This window comes from Planococcus citreus (genome assembly GCF_003664125.1).
In the GTDB taxonomy this organism is placed as follows: domain Bacteria; phylum Bacillota; class Bacilli; order Bacillales_A; family Planococcaceae; genus Planococcus; species Planococcus citreus.
Genome location: NZ_RCCP01000004.1, coordinates 35,827 through 58,767, shown reverse-complemented (window position 1 = coordinate 58,767; position 22,941 = coordinate 35,827). Strand labels below are relative to the sequence as shown.

General features: G+C 48.6%; 28 protein-coding genes and 1 riboswitch. Of the genes, 3 read left to right on the top strand and 25 right to left on the bottom strand.

All coding sequences use genetic code 11. The features are described 5' to 3' along the window. Positions 1-19: 19 nt before the first annotated feature. The 10 genes from DFR62_RS12480 to flgB are packed head-to-tail and all read right to left on the bottom strand — an operon-like array spanning position 20 to position 8,199. Positions 20-478, bottom strand: coding sequence for a flagellar hook capping FlgD N-terminal domain-containing protein (locus DFR62_RS12480; RefSeq protein ID WP_121300696.1), 459 nt, complete (start codon positions 476-478; stop codon positions 20-22). A 17-nt stretch (positions 479-495) separates the two neighbouring features. After that, positions 496-1,788, bottom strand: a complete 1,293-nt coding sequence (locus tag DFR62_RS12475) for a flagellar hook-length control protein FliK (RefSeq protein WP_121300695.1) — start codon at positions 1,786-1,788, stop codon at positions 496-498. After that, positions 1,785-2,246, bottom strand: a complete 462-nt coding sequence (gene fliJ / locus DFR62_RS12470; RefSeq protein WP_121300694.1) for a flagellar export protein FliJ — start codon at positions 2,244-2,246, stop codon at positions 1,785-1,787. The genes DFR62_RS12475 and fliJ overlap by 4 nt, the downstream gene beginning before the upstream one ends. Beyond that, a complete protein-coding gene (gene fliI / locus DFR62_RS12465; protein WP_121300982.1) occupies positions 2,243-3,565 on the bottom strand; it encodes a flagellar protein export ATPase FliI in 1,323 nt (440 codons plus the stop codon). Before fliI ends, fliJ begins: the two co-directional genes overlap by 4 nt. Beyond that, positions 3,549-4,337, bottom strand: a complete 789-nt coding sequence (locus DFR62_RS12460) for a FliH/SctL family protein (protein ID WP_121300693.1) — start codon at positions 4,335-4,337, stop codon at positions 3,549-3,551. Before DFR62_RS12460 ends, fliI begins: the two co-directional genes overlap by 17 nt. Next, positions 4,330-5,346 (bottom strand): flagellar motor switch protein FliG, encoded by a 1,017-nt coding sequence (gene fliG / locus DFR62_RS12455; RefSeq protein WP_121300692.1) that lies wholly within the window; start codon positions 5,344-5,346, stop codon positions 4,330-4,332. Before fliG ends, DFR62_RS12460 begins: the two co-directional genes overlap by 8 nt. Positions 5,347-5,357: 11 nt before the next feature. Then, positions 5,358-7,004, bottom strand: a complete 1,647-nt coding sequence (gene fliF, locus DFR62_RS12450) for a flagellar basal-body MS-ring/collar protein FliF (RefSeq protein ID WP_121300691.1) — start codon at positions 7,002-7,004, stop codon at positions 5,358-5,360. A gap of 22 nt (positions 7,005-7,026) precedes the next feature. After that, on the bottom strand, positions 7,027-7,323 hold the full coding sequence (gene fliE, locus DFR62_RS12445) for a flagellar hook-basal body complex protein FliE (RefSeq protein WP_058382082.1): 297 nt from the start codon (positions 7,321-7,323) through the stop codon (positions 7,027-7,029). A gap of 25 nt (positions 7,324-7,348) precedes the next feature. Further along, the gene (flgC, locus tag DFR62_RS12440) at positions 7,349-7,801 is read right to left on the bottom strand and encodes a flagellar basal body rod protein FlgC (RefSeq protein WP_058382083.1); all 453 of its coding nucleotides are present in this window, start codon (positions 7,799-7,801) and stop codon (positions 7,349-7,351) included. Positions 7,802-7,806: 5 nt separating this feature from the next. After that, complete coding sequence (gene flgB, locus DFR62_RS12435) at positions 7,807-8,199, bottom strand: flagellar basal body rod protein FlgB (RefSeq protein WP_121300690.1); 393 nt, start codon at positions 8,197-8,199, stop codon at positions 7,807-7,809. Positions 8,200-8,281: 82 nt separating this feature from the next. Further along, a riboswitch (cyclic di-GMP riboswitch) is annotated at positions 8,282-8,368 on the bottom strand. Between the two features lie 215 nt (positions 8,369-8,583). Here flgB and DFR62_RS12430 point away from each other — a divergent pair. Further along, positions 8,584-9,387, top strand: a complete 804-nt coding sequence (locus tag DFR62_RS12430; protein ID WP_121300689.1) for a flagellar hook-basal body protein — start codon at positions 8,584-8,586, stop codon at positions 9,385-9,387. 15 nt (positions 9,388-9,402) lie between these two features. Beyond that, positions 9,403-10,215, top strand: a complete 813-nt coding sequence (locus tag DFR62_RS12425; RefSeq protein WP_121300688.1) for a flagellar hook-basal body protein — start codon at positions 9,403-9,405, stop codon at positions 10,213-10,215. Positions 10,216-10,421: 206 nt separating this feature from the next. Here DFR62_RS12425 and flgL read toward each other — a convergent pair whose 3' ends face one another. From flgL to DFR62_RS12360, 13 genes are all read right to left on the bottom strand, one after another. Next, entirely contained in the window at positions 10,422-11,303 is an 882-nt protein-coding gene (flgL, locus tag DFR62_RS12420; RefSeq protein WP_121300687.1) for a flagellar hook-associated protein FlgL, read from the bottom strand. Between the two features lie 24 nt (positions 11,304-11,327). Continuing rightward, positions 11,328-12,518, bottom strand: coding sequence for a flagellar hook-associated protein FlgK (gene flgK / locus DFR62_RS12415; RefSeq protein ID WP_121300686.1), 1,191 nt, complete (start codon positions 12,516-12,518; stop codon positions 11,328-11,330). 27 nt (positions 12,519-12,545) lie between these two features. Then, positions 12,546-13,022, bottom strand: coding sequence for a flagellar protein FlgN (locus tag DFR62_RS12410; protein WP_241663137.1), 477 nt, complete (start codon positions 13,020-13,022; stop codon positions 12,546-12,548). Between the two features lie 40 nt (positions 13,023-13,062). Continuing rightward, the gene (flgM, locus tag DFR62_RS12405; RefSeq protein ID WP_058382090.1) at positions 13,063-13,335 is read right to left on the bottom strand and encodes a flagellar biosynthesis anti-sigma factor FlgM; all 273 of its coding nucleotides are present in this window, start codon (positions 13,333-13,335) and stop codon (positions 13,063-13,065) included. Between the two features lie 20 nt (positions 13,336-13,355). After that, a complete protein-coding gene (locus DFR62_RS12400) occupies positions 13,356-13,757 on the bottom strand; it encodes a flagellar protein (RefSeq protein ID WP_147433804.1) in 402 nt (133 codons plus the stop codon). 119 nt (positions 13,758-13,876) lie between these two features. Then, positions 13,877-14,293 (bottom strand): flagellar basal body-associated FliL family protein, encoded by a 417-nt coding sequence (locus DFR62_RS12395; RefSeq protein ID WP_241663136.1) that lies wholly within the window; start codon positions 14,291-14,293, stop codon positions 13,877-13,879. A 10-nt stretch (positions 14,294-14,303) separates the two neighbouring features. Beyond that, positions 14,304-15,077 carry a flagellar motor protein MotB gene (gene motB, locus DFR62_RS12390; RefSeq protein WP_175578531.1) on the bottom strand — a complete coding sequence of 258 codons (774 nt, stop codon included), beginning with the start codon at positions 15,075-15,077 and terminating at the stop codon, positions 14,304-14,306. Continuing rightward, the gene (gene motA, locus DFR62_RS12385; protein ID WP_058382093.1) at positions 15,067-15,864 is read right to left on the bottom strand and encodes a flagellar motor stator protein MotA; all 798 of its coding nucleotides are present in this window, start codon (positions 15,862-15,864) and stop codon (positions 15,067-15,069) included. The genes motB and motA overlap by 11 nt, the downstream gene beginning before the upstream one ends. Before the next feature lie 396 nt (positions 15,865-16,260). Next, positions 16,261-16,635 carry a flagellar export chaperone FliS gene (gene fliS / locus DFR62_RS12380; RefSeq protein ID WP_058382094.1) on the bottom strand — a complete coding sequence of 125 codons (375 nt, stop codon included), beginning with the start codon at positions 16,633-16,635 and terminating at the stop codon, positions 16,261-16,263. Positions 16,636-16,650: 15 nt separating this feature from the next. Continuing rightward, on the bottom strand, positions 16,651-17,031 hold the full coding sequence (locus tag DFR62_RS12375) for a flagellar protein FliT (RefSeq protein ID WP_121300682.1): 381 nt from the start codon (positions 17,029-17,031) through the stop codon (positions 16,651-16,653). Beyond that, positions 17,031-18,539, bottom strand: coding sequence for a flagellar filament capping protein FliD (gene fliD / locus DFR62_RS12370; RefSeq protein WP_241663135.1), 1,509 nt, complete (start codon positions 18,537-18,539; stop codon positions 17,031-17,033). Before fliD ends, DFR62_RS12375 begins: the two co-directional genes overlap by 1 nt. An 18-nt stretch (positions 18,540-18,557) precedes the next feature. Further along, entirely contained in the window at positions 18,558-18,902 is a 345-nt protein-coding gene (gene flaG, locus DFR62_RS12365) for a flagellar protein FlaG (RefSeq protein WP_121300681.1), read from the bottom strand. A 125-nt stretch (positions 18,903-19,027) separates the two neighbouring features. Further along, the gene (locus tag DFR62_RS12360) at positions 19,028-19,747 is read right to left on the bottom strand and encodes a glucosaminidase domain-containing protein (RefSeq protein WP_121300680.1); all 720 of its coding nucleotides are present in this window, start codon (positions 19,745-19,747) and stop codon (positions 19,028-19,030) included. A gap of 243 nt (positions 19,748-19,990) precedes the next feature. On the opposite strand from DFR62_RS12360, the gene DFR62_RS12355 reads away from it, so the two are divergent. Then, positions 19,991-20,836, top strand: coding sequence for a DNA endonuclease (locus tag DFR62_RS12355; protein ID WP_241663134.1), 846 nt, complete (start codon positions 19,991-19,993; stop codon positions 20,834-20,836). A 64-nt stretch (positions 20,837-20,900) separates the two neighbouring features. Here DFR62_RS12355 and DFR62_RS12350 read toward each other — a convergent pair whose 3' ends face one another. Both DFR62_RS12350 and DFR62_RS12345 read right to left on the bottom strand, forming a co-directional pair. Continuing rightward, on the bottom strand, positions 20,901-21,077 hold the full coding sequence (locus DFR62_RS12350; RefSeq protein ID WP_121300679.1) for a YjfB family protein: 177 nt from the start codon (positions 21,075-21,077) through the stop codon (positions 20,901-20,903). A gap of 441 nt (positions 21,078-21,518) precedes the next feature. Further along, positions 21,519-22,739 carry a flagellin N-terminal helical domain-containing protein gene (locus DFR62_RS12345; RefSeq protein WP_121300678.1) on the bottom strand — a complete coding sequence of 407 codons (1,221 nt, stop codon included), beginning with the start codon at positions 22,737-22,739 and terminating at the stop codon, positions 21,519-21,521. Between the last annotated feature and the right edge of the window lie 202 nt (positions 22,740-22,941).

The following is a 22,941-nucleotide window of genomic DNA, read 5'->3' as shown; positions in this document are numbered from 1 at the left end:
CTTTCAGCTGGCTGCAAGTTTAAGCTTGCTCGGCCGCCTGTTCGTTTTTGATTTCGCCTTGCTGTTCAATCCGTTCAATAGCCGACAATGGAATCTTCGTTTCTTCGCCTTCCAGCTCGACCATGATCTCACCGTTCTTCATCGTGACTGCTTTGACAATGCCGGTGCCAGCTTGTTCATTCGCCGACCAGCTGACTTCGGTCCCGAGCAAATGGGCAGAACCTGCAAGCGATGCGCTCCCGCCTTCTCCGGCGTAGCCTGTCATCGTCTTATTCAATTGCGTCAACTGCTCGAGGCTGCTGAACTGTGCCATCTGCCCAATAAATTCTGCATCTTTTTGCGGTTCCATCGGATCCTGGTATTTCAGCTGGGCGATCAGGATTTTCAGGAAAGCGTCTTGCCCGAGTGCATCCGGCTTTGTTTTTTCTGCAGCTGCCGCCGGCTGGTTCGCCGCCGTCGTTGCTGTGGTGATATTCATCCAATCAGTCCCCTTTGTTAAACGGTATAATTCACTTGGCCATTGGCTGAAACAGCTTCACGCTGGCGCCTCTGCGGTATATCAGCATCATCCGAAACGGATTCACCGCTGCTTCCGCCGCGCCGGCCAGCGCTATTTCCAGACGCATCCGCGAAAGGCGATTCCCGCTGCCGTTCGTGCTGTTGGAATTCAGATGAATTGCGCTCTTCCCGCACTTCCAAGCGATCGATCTCCACACCTTGCTGAGACAGTGACATGCGCAATTGATTTAATTGGAACTCCACGGCTTCTTTCGCTGTGCCGTGGCTCGCGATGATTTGTGCGCTGACTTTGCCGCCTGCCGTGCTTACCAAAATCTCCAGATGGCCGAGATGTTCAGGAAAAATATTGATACGCAAGCGCGTTTCATTTCCACCAGTGCTCAAGCGGGCCGGTGAGCTGATCCATTCTGCGAGTGTTTCTGACAGCTTCTGCACCGGCACTTGCCGAACCGGAACATCCACTGGCTTTTGATCAGCAAGAGCAGCGGGAAGCACAGCGGCCTGCACTTGCCCTTCTGTTTTCACAGGAGCTGCAGCTTGAACTGCTTCCGCTTTTGGAATCGTTTCGCCCTCTGCAGGCACCGCTTTCGCAGCTTGCGTCTCAGGCGCTTGCTGTTCAACCGCATTGTTAGCTTGAGTGCTGTCCTTCGACAGCGCGTGCAACCAGGCGGCAGGCGTCTGTGCAAATGGCAGGCGCGCTTCCGTTTTAATCGGCGTGAGCTCTTTCAATAACAGCAGCTTTTCTGAAGGAAGCGTTTCTTCTTTCAGCTGCGCAGCCAACTCGATGAGCGGGCGCAGCGCTTCTTCCGGCGCCGCTTCAGCTGAGGCAATTTCTTTTTCCGCGACCCCCGAAAATCCCGCGGGCTGTACGAATTCTTTAGCAGTCAGCAATAAGGATTTTATTTGTTTTACCAGCGCAGCCAATTCACCCTGCACCTCTTCGTCGGAACTAAAGGCTTCGATAGCTTGCTGAAGCTGCTCACCGTTGACATCTGCAAGCAATTGGAACACTGCGTATTGCAAAGCCTGCTGCTCTTCGATCAATTGTTCTTTAGGCATGTCCGATAATTGCTCGAGGAGCGCTGCGAGTTCTTTCATCGGCAACTCTTCTAGTGCGGTTTCAGGCTCCACTATCGGCTGCGCCGGTTCTTTCGATAACGCCATGAGCAATTGCCCAAACTGTCCTGCGGGCTCATTGCTTGCCGGCGTTTTCACAGCAGCTGCGGATGCAGCGGGCCGGCCGGTTAATGCAGACACCAGTGCGTTCACTGTGCGTCACCGGTTCTGCCGAGGCGATAATAGCGGCTGCCGGCCAGGTCATCGAAAAAGCTCTGCTCTGCCGCTTGATGTTCTTTCTGGTGGGCGGCGTAGTTCTGCTCTTTTAAATTGCCCCAGGTTTTTTCTTCACGCGCTTTTTCTTTTAAGGCATCTTGGCTTCTTGAGACATGGCGTTCGTGGTTCGCGACTTCTCGGTTCGCCATGAACGACTGCTCATAGAGTTGGTGGATGTATTCTTCTAGCATGCGCAGCTCGGAGATCGGAATGCCTTTTTGTTCTTTTGCTTTTTTCATTTCTTCCGCTTGGGTGATTTTGCTGTGCAACGCTTCACTTTGTTCACGGACGGCCTGCTCTTTTTTCAGTGCTTCGGCCATCTCCACTTGTGCCAGCTGTGTTTCGTTTTCTTTCAGGTCGAGAATTTTCTGGAATCGGAAATTGAATCGTGTCACGTTTCAGCACCTCCAAATTGTTGTGCGAGCCGGTCGACGCTTTCCGCCAATTCGGCCTTCTCGTATATATCTTGCTGTAGGTAATTCCGTATTAACGGGTATGCGCGAATCGCTTCATCGATTTCTTTATTGGCGCCGCTTTTATAGGCCCCGATATTGATCAAGTCTTCTGCGGAATCGTGAGCTGCGAGCAATCGCTTCAATTCAGTCGCTGCTCTTTGATGGTCGCGCGTCGTCACTTCATTCATGATACGGCTCACGCTGGCCATGATATTGATCGCCGGGAATTGCCCTTTTTGCGCCAATTTACGGTCTAGGACGATATGGCCGTCCAAGATGCCGCGCACCGCATCGGCAATCGGTTCGTTCATGTCATCGCCATCGACCAAGACGGTGTAGAATGCCGTAATCGATCCTTTGGAGGAAGTGCCGGAACGCTCCAATAAACGTGGCAATAATGCAAAGACACTCGGCGTATAACCTTTGCTAGTGGGCGGTTCACCGACCGCAAGACCCACTTCGCGCTGCGCCATGGCAAAACGGGTAACGGAATCCATCATCAACATGACGTTTTTTCCCTGGTCGCGGAAATACTCCGCGATCGCCGTGGCCGTCAATGCGCCTTTGATGCGCTGCATCGGTGTCTGGTCGGAGGTTGCCGCGACGACGACCGAGTTTTTCAATCCTTCCGGCCCGAGATCGCGTTCAATGAAATCACGCACTTCACGTCCACGCTCGCCGATCAGCGCGATGACGTTGACATCGGCTTCGGTGTTGCGGGCGATCATGCCCATAAGCGTGCTTTTTCCGACGCCGCTTCCGGCGAATACGCCGATGCGCTGGCCTTGCCCGACCGTAAGCAAACCGTCGATCGCACGCACGCCGACTTCCAAAGGCTTGTCGATGCGCGGCCGTTTCAGCGGGTTCGGCGGCGTGTTGGTCGTGGAATATTTCTTTAAGCCTTTCGGCAGTTTATTGTCATCCAATGGCTTACCCGTGCCATCGAGAATTTTCCCGAGAATGGCTGGGCCAACACGGATCTGCAACGGCACACCTGTTGCAACGACGAGACAGCCTGGCCCTACTTGTGCCAAATCGCGCAATGGCATGAGCATGATTTTGTTTTCCTTGAAGCCGACCACTTCCGCCTCGATCGGCGGGTCAAAACGGCTCGGATACAATAAGCACAACTCGCCGAGCTTGGCGTTTGGGCCTTGTGCTTCGATGGTCAAGCCGATCACTTGGACGACTTTCCCGTGTTTTCTCACCGGCTCGATTTCTTCCAGCAGCGTCAAATATTCGCTATCTATCAGCTTCATCATTGGATTTCTCCTCACAATAAACGAGCAATTGCTTTTTGATTTCGTTCAGCTGGCTATCGAGTGTCGCATCAAACGAACCGTTTTTCGTATGAATCGTACACCCAGAAGGCGTTTGCCCTGCGACTGGCATCAGCTTAAGTTCTGCGCCTGCCCGTATATAGCTTTTCAGCTCGTCTTCAAAAGGCAGCATCGCCGGATAGTCTTCAAGCGCTACATGGATAGCGACTTCTTCCGTATCGTCCGCTTGCCGAAGCGCGTGGCGGATAATCGACAAGAGCTGCACATCGTCTTGCATCAATTCGTTGCGGATGATTTTCCGCGCGATTTCGGTGCTGAGCGATAGCAAGAACGGTTCCGATTCACGGATGATGCGGCGCTGTTCTTCGTAAGCCGCAGCGATCAAGCTTTCCATTAGCTCGCGCTTTTGGAGAAAATCCACTTCGGCTTGAGCGAGCCCTTGGGTAAAGCCTTCTTGAAAGCCGGCTTCCGCGGCAGCTTGCGCCTGTTGCTCCGCTTGTTCTAGCGCTTGTTGCTGTTGGGTTTCACGCCATTCGGCGATTTCTGCGTGTGCTTGTTGCTGTTCTTCGGCCAATTGTTTTCTCAGCGTGTCCAATTGCTGCTCCAGGCCGTTGACTTCGCCTTTCAATCGCTCGCCATACTGCTCGATGTCTGAATCCGCTTGAGCTTCGAACGGCCGGCGAGTTTCCACTTTGCGTAATCCGATGATTTTTGTGCCGCTTTGTTCGGTGCTACGGATGATATTAGACAATCAGTTCATCTCCCTCTTCCCGGGAAACGGTGATTTCGCCTTCTTCTTCAAGCTTGCGGATCAGCGCTACGATTTCAGTTTGCGCATTTTCCACATCCTTCAGTTTCACAGGCCCCATCACTTCTATCTCTTCTCTAATCAGTTCTGAGCGTCTTGAAGACATGTTTCTAAATATGCTTTCTTTAACTTCATCACTTGCTGCCTTCAATGCCAGGCTTAATTCCACATCGCTCACTTCGCGAATAACCCGCTGGATTGAACGCACGTCCAATTTAACCAGGTCTTCGAAGACAAACATAAGTTTTTTGATTTCCGCGACAAGCTCTGGGCTGCCGCTTTCAAGTTCAGACAAAATGGCTTTTTCTGTACTCCGGTCGACTTGGTTGAGGACGCGGACAATCGCTTCCACCCCACCGGTCACTGCGTAATCCTGGACACCGTTCACAGAAGATAGTTTCCGCTCCAAAATTTGTTCCACTTGCTGGATAACATCGGGTGACGTACTTTCCATTAACGCAATTCGTTTTGCTACTTCCGCCCGCTGCTCAACCGGCAACTGCGAGAGGATTTGCGAAGATTGCTTTGGATCAAGATAAGACAACACCAATGCAATCGTCTGTGCCTGTTCGTTCTGCAACACGGTCACAAGCCGGGCCGGATCCAAGCGCCTCGCGAAATTGAACGGCTTGACTTGAAGCCGATTTGACAGGCGGCCGATCGTGTCGATGGCCTTTTCTTTGCCGAGCGCTTTTTCGAGAACTTCCCGCGCGTAGCTGAGCCCGCCTTCGTTCATATAATCCTGCGCCAGGACCATTTCATAAAATTCGTTGATCACTTTTTCTGTCTGGCTGTTCTTCAATTGGCGCACATTGGAGATTTCCATCGTCAATTGGTCGATTTCCCTTTCAGATAAGCGCTTGAATACTTCGACGGAAACGTCAGGACCCATACCTACAAGCAATACGGCGACTTTTTGGATTCCCGTCAATTCTTTAATGCGTTCTACCATTCAATTCTCCCCTAATCATCCGCCATCCATGAGCGCAGTAGATTTGTGAAATCATCAGGACGCCCTTTAGCAAGCTTCTCGATGGTTTTGCGCTTTGGATTGGTCCGATTATTAAATTCAGACAAATCGACTCCACCATCTTGTTCGGTGGCGTTTGCTGCTGGCTGCATTTTCGCAGCCGCCCGCTCGAAATAATCCATCTCAAGTTCTGCTGCCAATTCTTCCTGCTGCTTTTTGCGTCTCTTGGCTACAAGGAGAATGATCCCCGTCAACAAGATCACAGCCACTCCGGCAAGTACGTACCAAAGAAGCGGAACGCCTGTCCAGAATGTCGTGACCGGCTCTTCTTCGGCCAGTTCCGGACGGCCTTGGAATTCTGTCGCAAAAATTGAAATGCGGTCATCGAGTTCGGCCGGCGTCGGCTGGAACTCGTTCATGCTGAGCGATGCGCTGACCGTATTCCCGAGTAGATTGCGGATATCGGTCATGTTCTGCTCGGTCAAACTTGCCGGATTGTCCGGCACCGGCGGCTCGACGCCGACATTGATCGTAATATCGTCGATGACATAAGGGCTCATCTCGATCTGGCGGCTGATGCGGTTGACTTCGCGGTTGATGCGCTCTTCGGTGCGTTCGGATTCACTCGTTCCGGTGCCGTCTGCTGCGGGATAATTGGCAATATCCGTTTCCCCGGTTCCGGCATCATCTGCCAGCGCCGCCCCTTCACTTGCAAAAGTTTCGACGATCCGCTCGACGCTGATGTCGATGCCTTCGCCCGTTTCGAGATCAACCGGCTCCACCAATTGCTCTTCGCGTTTTTCTTTCGTGAAATCGATGTTTGCCATAACGGAAACAACGACTTTGTCCTGCCCGAGCAATAGCCCGAGCATCTGCTGCAATTCACGTTGAATATCTTGTTCGATGCCTTGCTGAATTTCTCGGTTTTGCTGATAGACCGTCAAATTGGTGTCCGGAGCGCCTGTATCTTGCAATTCAAATACTTGTCCGTTCTGATCCATAATGACGATTTGTTCCATCGGCAAATTCGGCACCGACTTGCTGACCAAATGGTATAAACCATTGATTTGTTTTTGGTCCAAATTCAAAGTGCCGTCGCCTTGGATGACGATCGATGCGGTTGACACTTGTTCTTCATCGGTCAGCCAGACATTTTCTTTCGGCAAGGTAATCATGACGTTGGCATCAGTCACGCCAGCGATTTGTTTCACCAAATACGCAAGTTCGTTTTGCATCGCGTCACGTTCCACGACATCAAAATGGCGGTCGGTCATCCCAAGCCCCATGTTTTCACTGAATATGCCGTACGTGACATTGCCGTTTTTCGGCAAGCCCTCTGCCGCTAGGCTCACTTTCAAGCTGGCGACTTGCTCGTCCGGGACGGAGATGGTCGAGCCGTCCGTCGACACTTCGACTGGAATTCCTTGGGTTTCGATCGCTGCCTTGATTTCGCCTGCTTCCGCAGGATCCAAATTGGAGTACAAAGGCGACATATTCGTTTGGCTATTGAAGAAAACAAAAAGCCCTAGGGCAAGTAATGTGATGAAAAAGGACGCGGCCATCAGCCATTTGGTCGCTTTCGATAAACTGCCCCAGGAGTCTTTTGTTTTGGTTTTATAGGTTTCGAACTTCTCTTTCATTGAACGCACACCTTAATTTCTTTCATACTTGCATTCTCATCACTTCTTGGTACGCTTCCACCACTTTATTGCGCACTTGCATTGTCATTTGAAGCGATAGGCTCGCTTTTTGCGAAGCGATCATCACTTCATGGACGTCTTTCACTTCGCCCGTCAACAATTGATCCGTCTTTTTATCGGATACATTTTGCGCCGCGCTGACTTCTTTCAATGCATTCTTGAAGACATCGCCGAACCCTGTCGCTTGCGGCTCCGGCTGCATTTTTTCCAGGAATTGATTTTGCAGAAACGGTGTTTGCAACTGTGCAATTTTCTCCATGCTGCCCCTCCTAAACTAAACTTCGTTATTTTCCGATTTCCAATGCTTTCATAAACATGCTTTTCGAGGCATTCATCGCGGTGACATTCGCTTCATAGGAACGCGTCGCCGACATCAAATCGACCATTTCCTTGATCGGGTCCACATTCGACGTGCGCACATATCCTTCAGCATCTGCGTCCGGATGTTCCGGATCGTAAGTGACCGGAAACGGTGTAGCGTCTTCACGGATGGCACTTGCTTTTACGCCTGCCCCGGCTCCTTTATTTTCCATGGCGGCCGTTAATTGCTTAGCGAATGGCGAAGCGCCGGCGGTCGATAATTCCACAGTCTTGCGGCGATAAGGTACCCATTCCCCGTTGACCAACTCTGCACGGTTCGTATTGGCGTTGGCGATATTCGAAGACACAACATCCATTCGCAAACGGTTGGCGGTTAGACCAGATGCGCTAATATTCAGACCATTAAATAAAGACATAAGCGTTATCTCCCTCCATTGATGACTGAACTCAAGCTGGAAAACTTGCCGTTGACGCGCTCTGTCACGGCGTTATACCATAACTGGTTTTTCGCCAGTTCTGCCATTTCAACATCCATATCGACATTATTGCCGTTCGGTGTCATTTTCGTGTTGTGGTTGACCGTTACTGGCGTTGCCCCCGCCCCATTTTGGAATTCTAGGTGGCGTGCATCGGTGCGGTAGCTCTTCATCTGCGAGGCGCTTGCCTGTTCCATCGCCTGTTGAAAATTCACTTGCTTACTTTTGTAATTTGCTGTATCAACATTGGCGATATTGCCTGCATGAACACGCTGTTTCAATGTCGAAGTCGACAATGCCTGCTCCATTTTTTGAATGCTTGATGGAAAGATGTTCATCTTTTTTCTCCCCTCGTCCCCAAATTTGCCCAAATAAAAAACCCACTTTGAAAAAGGCGGATTTGAGTCAAATCTACCATCTTTCGGTAACCCGGCGATCCTGTGTCTTAGACAGTTAGACCCGTGGCTTTGCGTCCTTAACTTTCGTATAAGTTTGCTATTTTCGTCATGATATGGGTATATTTTTCTTTAAACTCGTCTTTTAGAATCATTTTGAGTCGTTACTACCTCGGTATAGTATCATGCTTTTTTTATTTTGGCTATTTTATTTTATAAAAAAATTCTACTATTTTTTCCATTTAATCTACGGTTTTCTGTTAAAATGAAGACACCACAAAGAATACATAGTCCAAAAGACTATGAAAAGGAAGGTGACTAGGTAATATGTTTCGAGGATTATACACAGCTACCTCAGGAATGATGTCTCAAAATAGAAATCAACAAATATTGACAAATAATCTATCAAATTCCAATACCCCGGGATTCAAGACAGATGAAGCGGCTATTCGCTCGTTTCCACAGCAATTGATCAAAGCGCAAAATGCCAATCAGCCTGCGCCGATTGGCCGACTTTCCACTGGCGTTTACGTTCAAGAAGCGATTCCTTCATTCCTGCAAGGGCCGATACGCGAAACGGGGAATGCGACCGATTTCGCCTTAGTCAACGATAATTTGCCGCTAGATGCCGAAACCGGGGAACGCGGCACGTTATTGTTTGCGGTTGAAACAGAACAAGGCGACATCCGCTATACGCGTAACGGGCAATTCACGGTCGATGCGGAAGGATTCCTTGCGACTAGCTTCGGCCAGCGGGTGCTCGGCGACAACCTCCAGCCGATTCAAGTCGGCGATGGCGAATTTTCTGTCCAAACGAACGGCGAACTCACGCGTTCGGATGGCGTAGGTGCCGGAAGCATCTGGATTGGCGCTGCGGACGAACCGGAACAATTGATCAAGCAAGGGCACAATTTGCTTGCCTGGGCAGGAGACGATGCGGATGCACCGGCACTTGCTGAAGATGCCCAACGATTCGTAAAGCAAGGTTTTGTCGAACAATCGAATGTTGATTTGACCCGCACGATGACCGACATGATGACCGCTTACCGCGGATTCGAATCCAACCAAAAAGTGATCCAGGCCTATGACCGCAGCATGGAAAAAGCGGTTAATGAAATCGGCCGGGTCTGATAAGGAGCCAATCACATGAACATCCAAATGAATGCGGCAAGCAGCTCGATGCGCGAACTTCAGAAAAAAATTGATATGATCGCCAATAATGTCGCCAACGTCAATACGACGGGCTATAAAAAACAAGAAGCCAATTTTGCGGACGCCTTGCTTCACAGCGTGAATAAGCAAGCCGGTCCTGCCAACGAAATTGGAAGAAGCACACCGGACGGGCTGCGCATCGGCGGTGGGATGTTATTGTCTGATGGCATCACCCGCCATTCGCTTGGGCAGATGCAGGAAACAGGTCGCGAACTGGACTTTGCGATTGATTCGCCGAACAGCTATTTCCGCGTCTCGAACGAAGATGGCATTTCTTACACTAGAAATGGATCATTCCAAACCGAGCCAATTGCGGGCAGCGACCGTTTGGCGCTTGTCACCGCTTCCGGCGATTCGGTCTTGGGCGCTGACGGCACACCGATCACGCTTGCAGCGGGATACGAAGAATTGAGCATCGGATCAAACGGCACCGTGACCGCAACTTATGCCGGCCAAGCAGCTGAAACGTTCCAATTCGGCACCGCTCAAATCAACCGTACCGCCCTTCTGGAAAAAGCAGGCGATAACCGCTATCGCTTGCCAGGCACTGAAGCTGAACAAATTGCCGCCGGTGCCTTGGAACTGGGGGGTTCTCCTATTTCACAAGCGGTGCTGGAAACTTCGAACGTCGACATGGCGAGTGAAATGACCGAACTGATCGCCACGCAGCGCCTGTTTCAATCGCAAGGCCGAGCCATTTCCTTTGCAGATGACATGATGGGTCTGGTCAATACGATGAAATCCTAATATTCCCCAATTTATATTTGATCACTATAATAATAAAAAAACCCGCATTTCCAGGAATTATCTGGAATTGCGGGTTTTTATGCAAAAGGCTGAGTACTAGCCACTTAATGGATAAACATATTCTATACCTGATCTTCATCGAATTCTAAGTTTATATGGCTCTTCCTATAAAATAAAAACAGCCGATGCCTGCATGCATCCGCTGTTTATCGAAGAAAATCCATCAAGTTTGTCTGCATAATCTTGGCAGATGATGACAGGCTCGCTTGGTAAATGCTTTCTTCACTTTTTAATTTTATTAGTATTTCAGCATAATCTACATCTTCTATAGAAGATAACGCAGTTCCAAGAGAAAGCTTGGCGTCCAACAAGCGGCTTTCGGTCGATTCAATGCGATTTTGGCGTGCGCCGTTTTCAGCAGCTGCTGTGAAGAGACGCTCCATCGCTTCGTCAATGCCATCGAGTCCGACTTCCCTGCCAGCTTGTATGCTGTCAGCAAGTTGGCCGACCACCCGGAACAAATTGCTCGGATCTTCTGCATTGCCCACGAGTGTTTGAGGCAAAATGCCGATTTCAATTTGCATCCCCGGGCCGATTTTCGCCGTTTTCAGTGGCCCGTTCGCTGGTGCTGCTTCAAAAGAAACAGCATCCGCAAACGGCTTTACCGTGCCGTCGCCGCCTCCGAACAAATATCTTCCATCAACTTCCGAGTTGGCAAATTGGCGCAATTGCTCATTTAGCACGCCAACTTCCTTGAAAATCAATTCGCGATCTTCCGGAGACAATGTCCCGCTCCCGCCTTGAACACCGAGCTCGCGGATGCGTTGGGTGACATCAACCATTGCTTGGATGGAACGATCGTTTTCATCCAGCCACAAATTGGCATCTCCGATATTTCGTTCGAATTGATCGTTCGCCGACATGACGCTTTTTAAGCTCATCGATTTCGCCACCGCTTGCGGATCATCAGACGGTTTGTGAAGCAATTTGCCGCTTGATGCCTGCAAATTGGTTTTCTCAAAGCGCCCGAGATTTTGCTGCATATGGTTGACGGAATTTTGATGCATCATTTGTTGGGTTACTCTCATTGGATTGTCCTCCGTTTATCAGCTTTAACGTGCAGCCATTCGGTTTATGATTGTATCAAGCATTTCATCGGTAGTTGACACCAATCGGGCTGCTGCATTGTAGGCATGCTGGAATTTCACCAAATTCGACATTTCCTCATCCAGTGAAACACCCGCAACTGACTGGCGGCGATTTTCCGTCGACACCATCAATTGCTGTTGCGTCGATACCGCATAACCCGCGCTTTGTGCTTCTGCTCCCAAGCCGCTGACCAGTGCCCGAAAATCGGCTTGCACTTTTTCCACATCTTCATCAAGGCCTTTCGGCAGTTCGAGCTTGGCATCTTTTGCCACGCTCAATTCACCTGGTGCCGTATTTTCAAAAACATTGCCGTTCGCTTCCGCGAATTCTGTCACCGCAACGTTAATTTTTTCTTGGTAGCTCGTAACAGTGGCTGCGGCTTCCGCGAGTCCGCCAAGCTTGCCGCCGGCTGTTTCAGGGTCGAGTGCTTCACCGGCTTTCACTGGCTGATTGTTTGACGCCAATGCAATCGCATAGCTGCCATCTGTTTTTTCTGTGACTTTGATGTCCATCAACTGCGACAGTTCATCGACAGCCGCGTCGCGCTCGTCACGCAAATTGTTTGCCTGCGAGCCTGTACGCATAATGTTTTTGTTCAATTCTTCAATGCGCGAGATTAAGGTCTGGGCTTCTTTCTCTGCAGCCGGTGTACGCTCTTTCAACTCCGCGGTCAAATCCCCCATCGACCGGTCAATTGTTTTCGCTACGTCCGCAAATGCTTGCGCCCGCTCTTTCACGACTGCTTGAACCGCTGAGTTCGACGGGTCACTTGCCAAGTCTTGCCAAGCGCTCCACAAGCGGCCCATCGATGCATTAAGGCCATTATCTCCCGGCTCGCCGAGAATCGTTTCGACATTTCCGAGCGCTTCGCTTTTGGTTTGCCATTCCGCAAATTCTGCCGTATGTGCCCGGTACTGCTGGTCGAGAAAGCGGTCGCGCACGCGCATGACCGAGTCGATGGATACGCCGGTTCCAAGTTGGCCTGATCCTTGGCTGGTCCAGACTTCCAGAGAAGCAGAGGAACTCGTATTCACTTGTTGGCGCGAATAGCCTTTCGTGTTGGCATTCGCGATATTCTGGCCGGTCGTAGAGAGACTTGCTTGGCCTGCAGACAAGCCACGGCTCCCGGTTTCCAAAGTGTGAAAAGTTGACACGTGATCCCCTGCTTTCTTCTCGGGACTTTACGCTTTTGTATCGAAAAAGCCCCGATTTGTTGACTGTGTATGCTTGGTGCTGGATTGTGGCTGGTAATTGTACGGCTGTTTAGCAGGCGTCGTGATATGCCCGATCATGCCTGAAATAAAATCTACGGAATCTTGCACCAGTTTTTCGTTCTGGCGGTTTTTCGCTTGCAGCTCCATGAGCAATTGCTTCAAAGTCGTTAATTGGTCTTGCAGCGCAAGTTTTGCCGTCTCATCCGACAATTGCTCTGTGAACTGGCTGAAGCTGAGCCCAGGGTGTTCTTCAAGAACTTCGATCACCAGGCGTTCGCGCTCATCTTCCAGCTGCCCGAGCCTGCGGATCAGCCGCGTCTCTTCTTTGACGAGTTCTGTCAGTTCATCGACCTTATGCTCGATCAACACCGTTTGCTTGCGCTCAGCGTAGCGGATCAACTGATGCTGAATGGTAATCAGCTCATCAAGTGTTGCAGTCATCATTTTCAACACCGGAGTTCCCTCTCTTTCCATCGCTCAACTGTTATTTGTCAAACCAGTACTGATGGATTTTCTCAGCTACTTTGTCTTGGTCCACCTTGTATTCCCCGGAGGCCACCTGTGCTTTTAGCAACTGTATTTTTTCCTGACGGGCGATATCCGCTTCCGTATTCTTCTCGAACATCGCCTTCGCCTCACTTGAAATTTGCAGATGGTCTTCCTGTTGAAGCGGGCGCGCCTTTTGGGCCGGCGTCACCTGCATTTGTTTTTGATAAGATTGTATAAAGGAAGAACTATTCGTTTTATCAATATTCATTCCTTCACCACCTCTTAGTTTTAGTTCTTCAGTCTCCAGTGCGCTTGGTTGCTGTTCGTCCAATCGCCATCTTCAGCCAGGATCTCATTGGCGCTTCTCAAGAAATCCAGCCGGCAATCTTCACAGAGCATGTGCCGATGGATGATTTCTTTGCAATGGGCGCACGGATAACCGAGATTCGGATAATCTCCCGTTAAAATCCGCCCTTCCCGCAGGAATTCGGAAATCTTGTGGACGGAGACGCCCGTAAATAGATGGACATCCTCGAGAGACGCGTTCCGGTGTTCATGCTCTTGCAAAAACGTATAGACTTTTTTGAATGCCGTTTCGTTTTCCTGATGGCATTTCAAGCAGCAAGCGATTTGATCACGCAGAAAGAGCGCTCCGCAGCTGGGGCAATTGTCCAGTTTCGGGGTTGTCAAATGGATCACCTAGTTTCTTATCGCAATCAGTTCTATGTTGTCCGGGACTATTCGATTTACTATCTATACTACTAATATCGGCCATTGTTGAAAAATGTTTAGCCTTTTTTAAAAAAACATTATTGCACTTTAAACTGCGTGACGAGTACGCGTTCGACTTTTCCTTTGCCGACCAGGTTTTCGAGCTGCGCCGTCATTTCATCCTGGAGCAAGACAATACCTTCTGTCCCGACCAATTGCTCTTTTTCCATGCCGGCTACAGTCGCAATTGCCGCCGCCCGAATTTCCGCATGGCGTTTTTCCATCTCTTCTTTTATTTTTTTATCTGCTGATAGGATATTGAATTGAACTACTGCATAAGATGCCGGCGTAGCGAGATTCGTCGTGATTTCTTCCGTGTCGATGCTCAGCTCCACCATTTCATCGGCCGTGAGCGGTGCATCTGCGTCCACATCTTTTTGCGTTAGGAGAAAATAAATCGCTCCTCCAGCGCCCAAAAGCGCCGCAATCAATAAAACCAACAATACTTTTTTCATCATCCACCTCTTACTCTTCGGTTTCCGGCTCATCCTTATAAGGAGAAATCAGCACTTCGACGCGGCGATTTTGCGCACGCCCCTCTTTTGTATCGTTCTCGGCAATCGGCTGATATTCGCTATAGCCGGTCGCGCTGAATTTTCTTGGGTCCAAGTCGCCGTTTTCAAGCAAAATCTTCATGAAATTGATGGCACGCGCTGAACTGAGTTCCCAGTTCGAATCAAACTCGCCGCCAACTGCCGGCACGTTATCTGTATGGCCTTCAATATAGATCATCCGCGGCGGGTCGCTGACGAGCAGCTCCGATAATTCACTCGCGATGGTGCGCGCTTGCTCATCAATATTCGCGCTTCCGGATTGATACAAGACCCCTTCATTAATCGTCAGCATGAGCCCTTTATCGGTCAACTCCGTTTGAAGTTTCGGCGATAAGCCCTTTTCATCAATATACGATTCAATTTTCTCCTGGAACTCGCCCAGTTCCTGGCGGTCGCGCACCGCTTCCACTTCTTCCATCATTTCCTCAGTGATGCCTTCTTCAGGAACAATCGCAAACGGCGAAGTGTCGGTGTCCAATTCTACAGGCGCTGACTGGTCAAGCAGGCCGGTGCCTCCTTGCAATTCCACATTGAACGATTCGGAAATGGCCTTGAATTTCTTCGCATCGACTTCGCTTGCCGCAAACAGCACGATAAACAGTGCCAAGAGCAGCGTCAAGATATCGGCATACGGAATGAGCCAGGATTCGTCGACATGTTCCTCGTGCTTTTTTTTACGCTTCAACTTCAACACCACTCTGTTGTTCGTCTTCTAAGACACGGTCTTTGGCCGGCAGATACGTCAAAAGTTTTTCTTCTACAGTTCGTGCAGGCAAGCCTTCTTGTACGGCAAGCAAGCCTTCAAGCATGATTTGTTTCACGCGCGCTTCCTTTTCGGATTTACGCTTTAATTTATTGGCGAATGGGTGCCACAGGACATATCCTGTGAAAATCCCGAACAGCGTTGCAATAAATGCCGCTGAAATCGATTTTCCGAGCAATGCCACATCGTCCAAATGACCTAGTGCTGCGACGAGCCCGATAACCGCTCCAAGCACGCCGAGCGTCGGCGCGTATGTACCGGCTTGGGTGAATATTTTCGCTCCGAGTTCGTGGCGGTCTTCCATTGCCGCGATGTCTTCTTCCATCAAGTCACGGATGTGCTCGAGCGATTGGCCATCGACGACCATTTTCAAGCCGCGCTGCAAAAACGGGTCTTCCACTTCTTCTGCACGCTCTTCCAAGGCGAGCAAGCCTTCTTTTCTTGCGACCATCGCCCAGCCGGTGAACATCGGGATCAGTTCTTTGATCGACAATGTTTTCTGTTCACCGAACAACACTTTGAACAGCCCCGGGATGCGCTTTACTTCGTCCATCGGAAAGGCGATCAAGATACAGGCGGCGGTGCCCATGAAAATGATGACCAATGCGGCTGGGTTATATAGTGCGGCCGGGCTGGACCCTTTCAAGGCCATGCCGCCGACGAGCACAAGTACGCCCAAGATGATGCCTAACCAAGATGTCTTATCCACGTCCATACCTCATTTCACTTTGGATATTTGTTGAGTTGAATAATGAGCCTGTGAGATTTCATTGTTTGCGATATTCCGCAAAACAGCTGGCTTTCCGGGGGGCTCGCGCCGAACTAATTCGGGCTAGGCGCCCGAATGGATTTCGGCACTTCATCGAAACGGAGTTGGAAAGCCCCCTCCGTTTCTGCTCCCCCAGGAGTCTGCGCTGTTTTGCTCCATATCCTTTTTTGCTAATTATAAAAAGCGGAAGGCGGCGACTCCTGCGGGAATAGCATGAGTCTTGAGACCCCGCAGGAAGCGAAGCGACCGAGGAGGCTCAAGCCATGCCCGCGGAAAGCGTCCGCCTGAAGCGGTTCCTTTAAGTTTCTCCCTCAGTTATTCAACCCAACATATCCCTTATTGTTTTGCTAATGCCATGGCTTGCTTCCAGGTGTTGCGCAGTTCTGTTAAGTCTGCGAGTACAGCGTCGAGTGCTGCTGCGTCGTTTTTCATATTCGCTTCCATGAGCGAGTTGTTTTGGTATTCATACAGCTGTTCGAGTTCTTTCGACAGCGCGATGTCCGGGTTCAAGGTGCTGCGCAGTTCCTGGATGATAGCTTGCGCTTTCAGCAGGTTTTTGTTCTTTTCTTCAAACTGTTTATCGAGCATCGCTTTTTTTGCGAGTTTGATGAACTTCAAGCAACCGTTATAGAGCATCAAGGTCAATTCTTCAGATGATGCGGTCATGACGGAATTTTGCTGGTAGGTCTGGTATGGATTGATCGTTGCCATTATAGTGCCCCTCTCTTACTTGCGTTGGTCGATAAATGAGCCGCCGCTCGTCGGTTGGCGGTAAGCGCCGGCATATTGCCCGGAGACTTTCCGCGCTTGGCCGAGCCGGGCCATCTGTGCGGCAAACTGTTCGTGCACCGTCTGCATGAGTGGCTGCAGCTGGATTTCTGTCTGCTGGATCTTGGCGATGATCGCTTGTTCGTCCGCCGCCCATTCGCTCGTTACTTGTTCAGCGAGCGCTTCGATTGTTTCTTGCCGGCTGTCGAACAACTCTTGAAGCCGTTCGAGTGGTGCCAGTTCATTTTTATCCATATCTGAATCAATTAATTGTGCTTGTTCATAAATCGCTAGCGTCTGCGTCAGAAATTTGGTGAGCCCATCGATTCTTTTTTCCATTACATGCCTCCGAACATATTCTGCTGCATCCAAGCGCTTTGCGAATTCATTTTGCTGAGCGCTTTTTCCATCGCCGTGAACTGGCTCCAGTAACGGTCTTCGATGCTCGTCAAACGATCCTGCCAGCGCGTGATTTCCGTTTCCATGCGGCGCAGTTTCTTGGACATCGTGCTGTTGTCGACCGGACTCCCTAGGCTCCCCGCCTGTGTGCTCAGGTTTTTAACGATGTCGTTGAGCTTGTCATAGACACGCGCACCGATGCCGTCACCCGCTGCACTGCGGACCGTGAACAAGTTCATCACTTCATCCGGTTTTTCCGAAAGAGCGGTCCTCAATTTATCTTCATCGATGAACAACTTTCCGCCTTCGCGGTAATCGCCTGTATTGATCCCGATTTGGGACAATAAATTAATACTGCCATCCCCAATGCTTTCGACTTTATCCATGAATTCACGTCGCAGATCCTGCAGCGCCGATTTCATGATCGGGTCATTGCGCAACAAGCCACTGCGTGCTTTTTCTTCCCATAATTCGATTTCATTGTCGCTCATGTCTTTTTTCTGTTCATCCGAAAGCGGCTGGAAATCCGGGTAGCGTTTCTCCACAATCTGCTTTTGGAGGTCTTCAATCGTTTTGTTGTACGCTTCTACAAAATCTTTAAGCATCTGTACTGGCTTTTCCGGATCTGATTTGACGGTTATGGACGATGAACTGCCGTTTGTATCAACTTTATTCAACTCGATAGCCAAGCCATTGATGATCGTTTTATTACTAGTTAGCCCGTTTACCCGAATGCCATCAAGACTGACAGAGGCGTCTGTTGCGGTGCTTGAAGCTTTTGAAGCTTGCTCAATTCCGGTGACCTGCTTGCCCAGAGCCACATTCGGAGTGCCATCCGTATTTTGGAAAGCCAAGGTGAAGTTTTGTGCAGCACCAAGATCTTTCGATGAGATAAAGAAATGCGAGGTCGTGTCATCGAAATTGACGCGAAGTGCGGGCTGCTTTCCTGCAGTCGCTTCCTGAATCTTTTTCGCTACATCCGCGTAGGTCGTAGTTGCTTCGATATCTACATTGATATCGGCCTTGCCTACGACTTGAATAGCGATTCTCCCCGCGACACCAATGACATCGGTTGATTTTGCCGCACCACCGCCTGTTTTTTGGACTGCCACTTCGGAGGTCATTTTCGCAGCAGTTGCCAGAGAATGAACTTCCACTTTATAATTCCCACTCATCGCAGTCGCGGTCGCTGTAACTTTCGCACTACCGGAGCCTGTGGTTTCGGCGCTATAGGCATTGAAGCTCGATTGCAAGCGCAAATTGCTGGCACTCGTGCGCAGACTTGAGAACGCGAGATTCTGCTCGCGTGTCGCTTCTTGCTGCCACTCGGTCCAGACTTTTTGTTGCATTAGTTTATCTAAGGGCATTTTCTGTATTTGCATCATTTGTTTCACGATGGAGTCAGTGTCCATCCCGGAAGCCAATCCGCCGATTCGCATTGCGCTCATAGCTCGTTCACTCCTGTCTTATCGTTTTTCATCAATCATCATGCCCGTAATTTCGGCCATCGAAGCGTACATGTCCAAAAACTTCCGGTTCGGGATTTCCCGCAGTACTTCATCGGTTTTGGTATCAATCACTTGCACGTAATACACTTCCAATTGCTCATGCAGCTGGAATTTGATATTGGTTTCAGTTGGCACTAAAAATTCGTTCATGACAGCTACTTTATCCGTCACCATTTCTTTCGTGATAACTTGAGCGGGTTCTTGGAACTGATTTTTTTCAGGGATTCCCGTTTCTTTTGCAACAATCGGATCTATTTTACTGGTCTCTTGAAGATGTGGCATTGCTTGATTAGTGACTTCCATGACGACACTCCCCGTCTTCTCAAATCGATCTAAAAAGCTCTCTATCCTTATTATCGGCACGATCCTGGATTTTTTTAGTACAGAATCAAAAAAATAAGACAAGCCCGTAAAGAGCCTGCCTTATCTTATGTGAGTTGCGTATAAAACTTGCTGACGCCTTGCGTCCAGTGGTTGTTGAGGCCCGTCGGATCGTTCGCTGCGCCAACCGGAGCATATTTCGCGCCGATTTGCGCGATGCTTTCCTTGCCTTGGTTCAAATAATTCTGCCGCAAATTGCGTGCCATGTCGTAAATGCTATCTGCCACCGATTCATAGCTGCGAAGGCCGTTTTTGCCCATCATGCCGGCGATATTGTTTTTCTCATTTGCCGCGCGTGAAGAGCCATTTCCGGTTTCATGCACCGCAATCGCAGACAAAAGATTCGGGTCGATATCGTATTTCTTGCCGGCTTCAATGAAATGCACCGCCGTGCCGCTCAATTTCCCGTCGAGCTGCCCGTCGAGTTTCAAAAACTGGACAGGACGGAATTTCAGATCGCTTTGATCCGCAGCGCTCGTCGCCACGTCTTTATGCTGCATCGTCAGATTCGCGACGGCCGGATTATACGAAGAACTTGCCGGTGACATAAACGACAAGTTGTTTGCGGCTGGCGCTTGCTGCATCGGCGTTTGCATTTGCTGGACATTCTCCATCATCGCCGCCATCAACAGCATCATAAACGACCCTGGCCCCGCCATCCCGGACATTTGGCTATTCGCCGCTCCGCTTCCGTTTGTTGCTGACGACTGCTGAAGCGAACTCATCGCCGACTGAAACAGCCAATTTGAATTGATCGGCCCCATCATATTCTCCCACACCTTCCGTTTCCATTTATTCGTTTAGTTTACAAGAAGATGTTGGAAAAAAGAATAGGCGTATTGATGGTAGGTTTTATGTAGAGTAATTTTGTTTGGAATGGAAGCTATGACTTTTTACCGCTTCACGCTTAAATAACTTTGAAAACTACTTAAAAATTTTCTCCAGCTAGTATTTAAAATAGAATAGATATATAATTAAATAGAACACACGTTCTTGAAGGAGGGATTTTAGTGGAGTTATTGAACCTGACTGCTATAGAACAAAATGTACTAATAGCCAGTATTATGGGAGATGGTGAAATCACAAAAATCTACCCGGGTTCCCGCCGAAAGAATAATAGTTACCGAGAACATTTCAGTATCCAGCAACTTGATTATCGCATTTGGAAGTATAATTTATTACCTTCCTATTTTTATTTTAATTCCAGAAACACTTTACTACTCTCCCCTTCTCTTCCGCTCTTCACTGAACTATTCCCTCGCTTTTATAATGTCGATGGAAATAAAGTCATCTCCGACGAAATGTTAAAACTCTGCAACCTCCCTATTTTTCTTACCACCTTATTTTTAGACGACGGATCATTGTCCATAACAGTGGATAAGAATAAGCTAAAAAAGCGAATTTATCTCACTCCGCATATCTATCTATATTTGCAATGCTTTTCACGTGAAGACCTTAGCAAGTTACAAACCCATATTTTTTCGACCTTCTCCATAGAAATGCGACTAAGTAAAAGAAAAGATGGTTTTGGCTACGTGCTAAAAACCACAAAAGTAAGCGAAACCTTGAAGTTTCTTCAGCTTGTCTATAATGAAGCCTCGGACTGCCCCTCTATGTTCTATAAAACAAATTGGGATTTTCGTTTCGAAAAGGAAATCTCAAGATACAGAGAATCGCATCCAGAATACGCAGTCATCGCCAGTTCATCTGAACGCAACAAAAACTATTCAGAAGAAGAATGCAATCAAATCCGGTTGATGAAAAGCCAGGGCTTTACGGATAAAACAATTGCAGAAAAATTAGGTCGGAGCTATTGGTCTATTGTCTATAAATGGAGAGAAATTCGCGAAACTTAGAAGTTTCCTCTCTAACGGAAAGAGGCTGGGGAAAATATTCCCCAGCCTCTTTCCATATTTAAGTTCAGCCTTTCAAATCAATCGAACCGCCAATATGCGGCTGCACGGATTGCTCAAGCATCTTTACAACACTAGCACTATTCGTCTCGGCCTGGTCCATCACTTTCTTAGTGACTAAAACACTTGCTTCTTGCCGGACATTCATCTGGCTCAGCGACATTGATAATGCGGCAATATCCATATGAATTCCCCCTCATGATCTTGCTTATAAAAAAAGGAGCCTAGAATCAGGCTCCTTTTGGTGTTTAAAATTAACGCAGCAATTGAAGAACTTGCTGTGGTGCTTGGTTGGCTTGCTTTGCCGCTATGTCTTTCGATCATAGAATAGACTATATCTTCACCCTCTACTTAGAGGGGCTGGGCACTTCGAACGGCGCTTGCCGCCCTACGGATTTCATCGTCATAGCCTTCGCCTTAGACGGTCTATCCTAGTCGTTGAACCTTCTCCAGAGTTTCCTCACAGGAGCTTGGCTGCTGATTATCCATTGGTGCATCCCCGTCATTTTCAGACCATCACGCCGACCGTTTCCAGTTACGTTGTGGTTGATGGGGCTTTAGGAAGTTCCAGCAATTCACCCAGTTATATTCTAACCCGTTACCCGGTTAGACGCCCTAGAATCAATTATCTCAACAGTTGCAATACTGATTGAGTCATTTGATTGGATTGAGCCAACATCGCTTGTGATGCTTGTGCAAGAATCGAGTTCTTAGTTTGTTCCATCATTTCTTTCGCCATGTCAACGTCACGGATACGTGATTCCGCAGAAGTAAGGTTTTCAGCAGAAGTATTTAAGTTATTAATAGTGTGCTCTAAACGATTTTGAGTAGAACCTAGTTTTGAACGTTCTGCTGAAACTTTCTGGATAGCACCATCCAAAACTTTCATAGCTACGTCTGCTTGCCCTTGATTTCCAACTTGAAGACCTTTAACGCCTAAAGCTGATGTAGACATATTCTCAAACGATAACTGGATATTTTGTCCTGTATTTGCACCGATTTGGAAGGTTGCTTGACCATCGTTACGGACATTTGCTGCAGCAGTCGTTTCAGAAAAACTTGAAAGAGCGCTGGTAGCAGACGTTCTTGTTTCTCCAGTGGCTGTCTTGACTGAAACAGTTAATCCATTCACGGCACCTTCAAAGCCTGCTGCACCTGCAGTCAAAGTAGCACCATTGGCATCTGCCGCTAAAGTTCCTGCACCTGAAAAGATAGCAGCAAGATCTGTGGTAGCACCAACAGTAACTTCGCTTTCAGTTTTTTCACCGTTGATTACGTATGAAACTTTAATCGTATCTCCTTCAACAATTCCCAAACTATTTCCTGCAGCATCTTCAAGACCAGTTGCTAAAGTAGTAGTCACAGTACCACTATCTAGCGCTTTGTTAGTGTTAATATTTGCTACAGCAGTATCTACTCCTTTACCCATGGAACCATCAAGTAAATTTTTGGTGTTAAACTGAGTAGAGCTTGAAATTCTATCAATCTCTTTACCTAATTGATCTACTTCTTTTTGAATTTCGTTACGATCTGTATCTGTGTTTGTATCGTTGGCAGATTGCACAGAAAGTTCACGCATGCGTTGAAGAATATCTTGCGTTTCACTCAAAGCACCCTCAGCCGTTTGGATAAGTGAAATACCACCTTGCGCATTAGTTGAGGCTTGTTCTAATCCGCGAATCTGTCCGCGCATCTTTTCAGAAATCGTAAGTCCAGCTGCGTCGTCTTTTGCGCTATTAATGCGCATACCAGAAGACAATTTCTCCATGCTGTCCATTTGTGCGCTTTGAGCTGAGCCCATTTGGCGGTGCGTGTTGAGTGCTGCGATGTTGTGATTGATAATCATTGTGTATTACCTCCGTGTAATGTTTTTTTGTTTTTTTTGCAAGCGCCCAAATCCGTTTGGACTGCCTTACACTCTATTTATCGGTAGGCGTTTTAAAATGTTTAGCTTTTTTGAAAAAAATTCTAAAAACTTTTTGAAGCCACTTCATCCTATATATATTTAAACTTTATGAAGCAAGCAAAAAACCTGAAGCAGGCTAGTT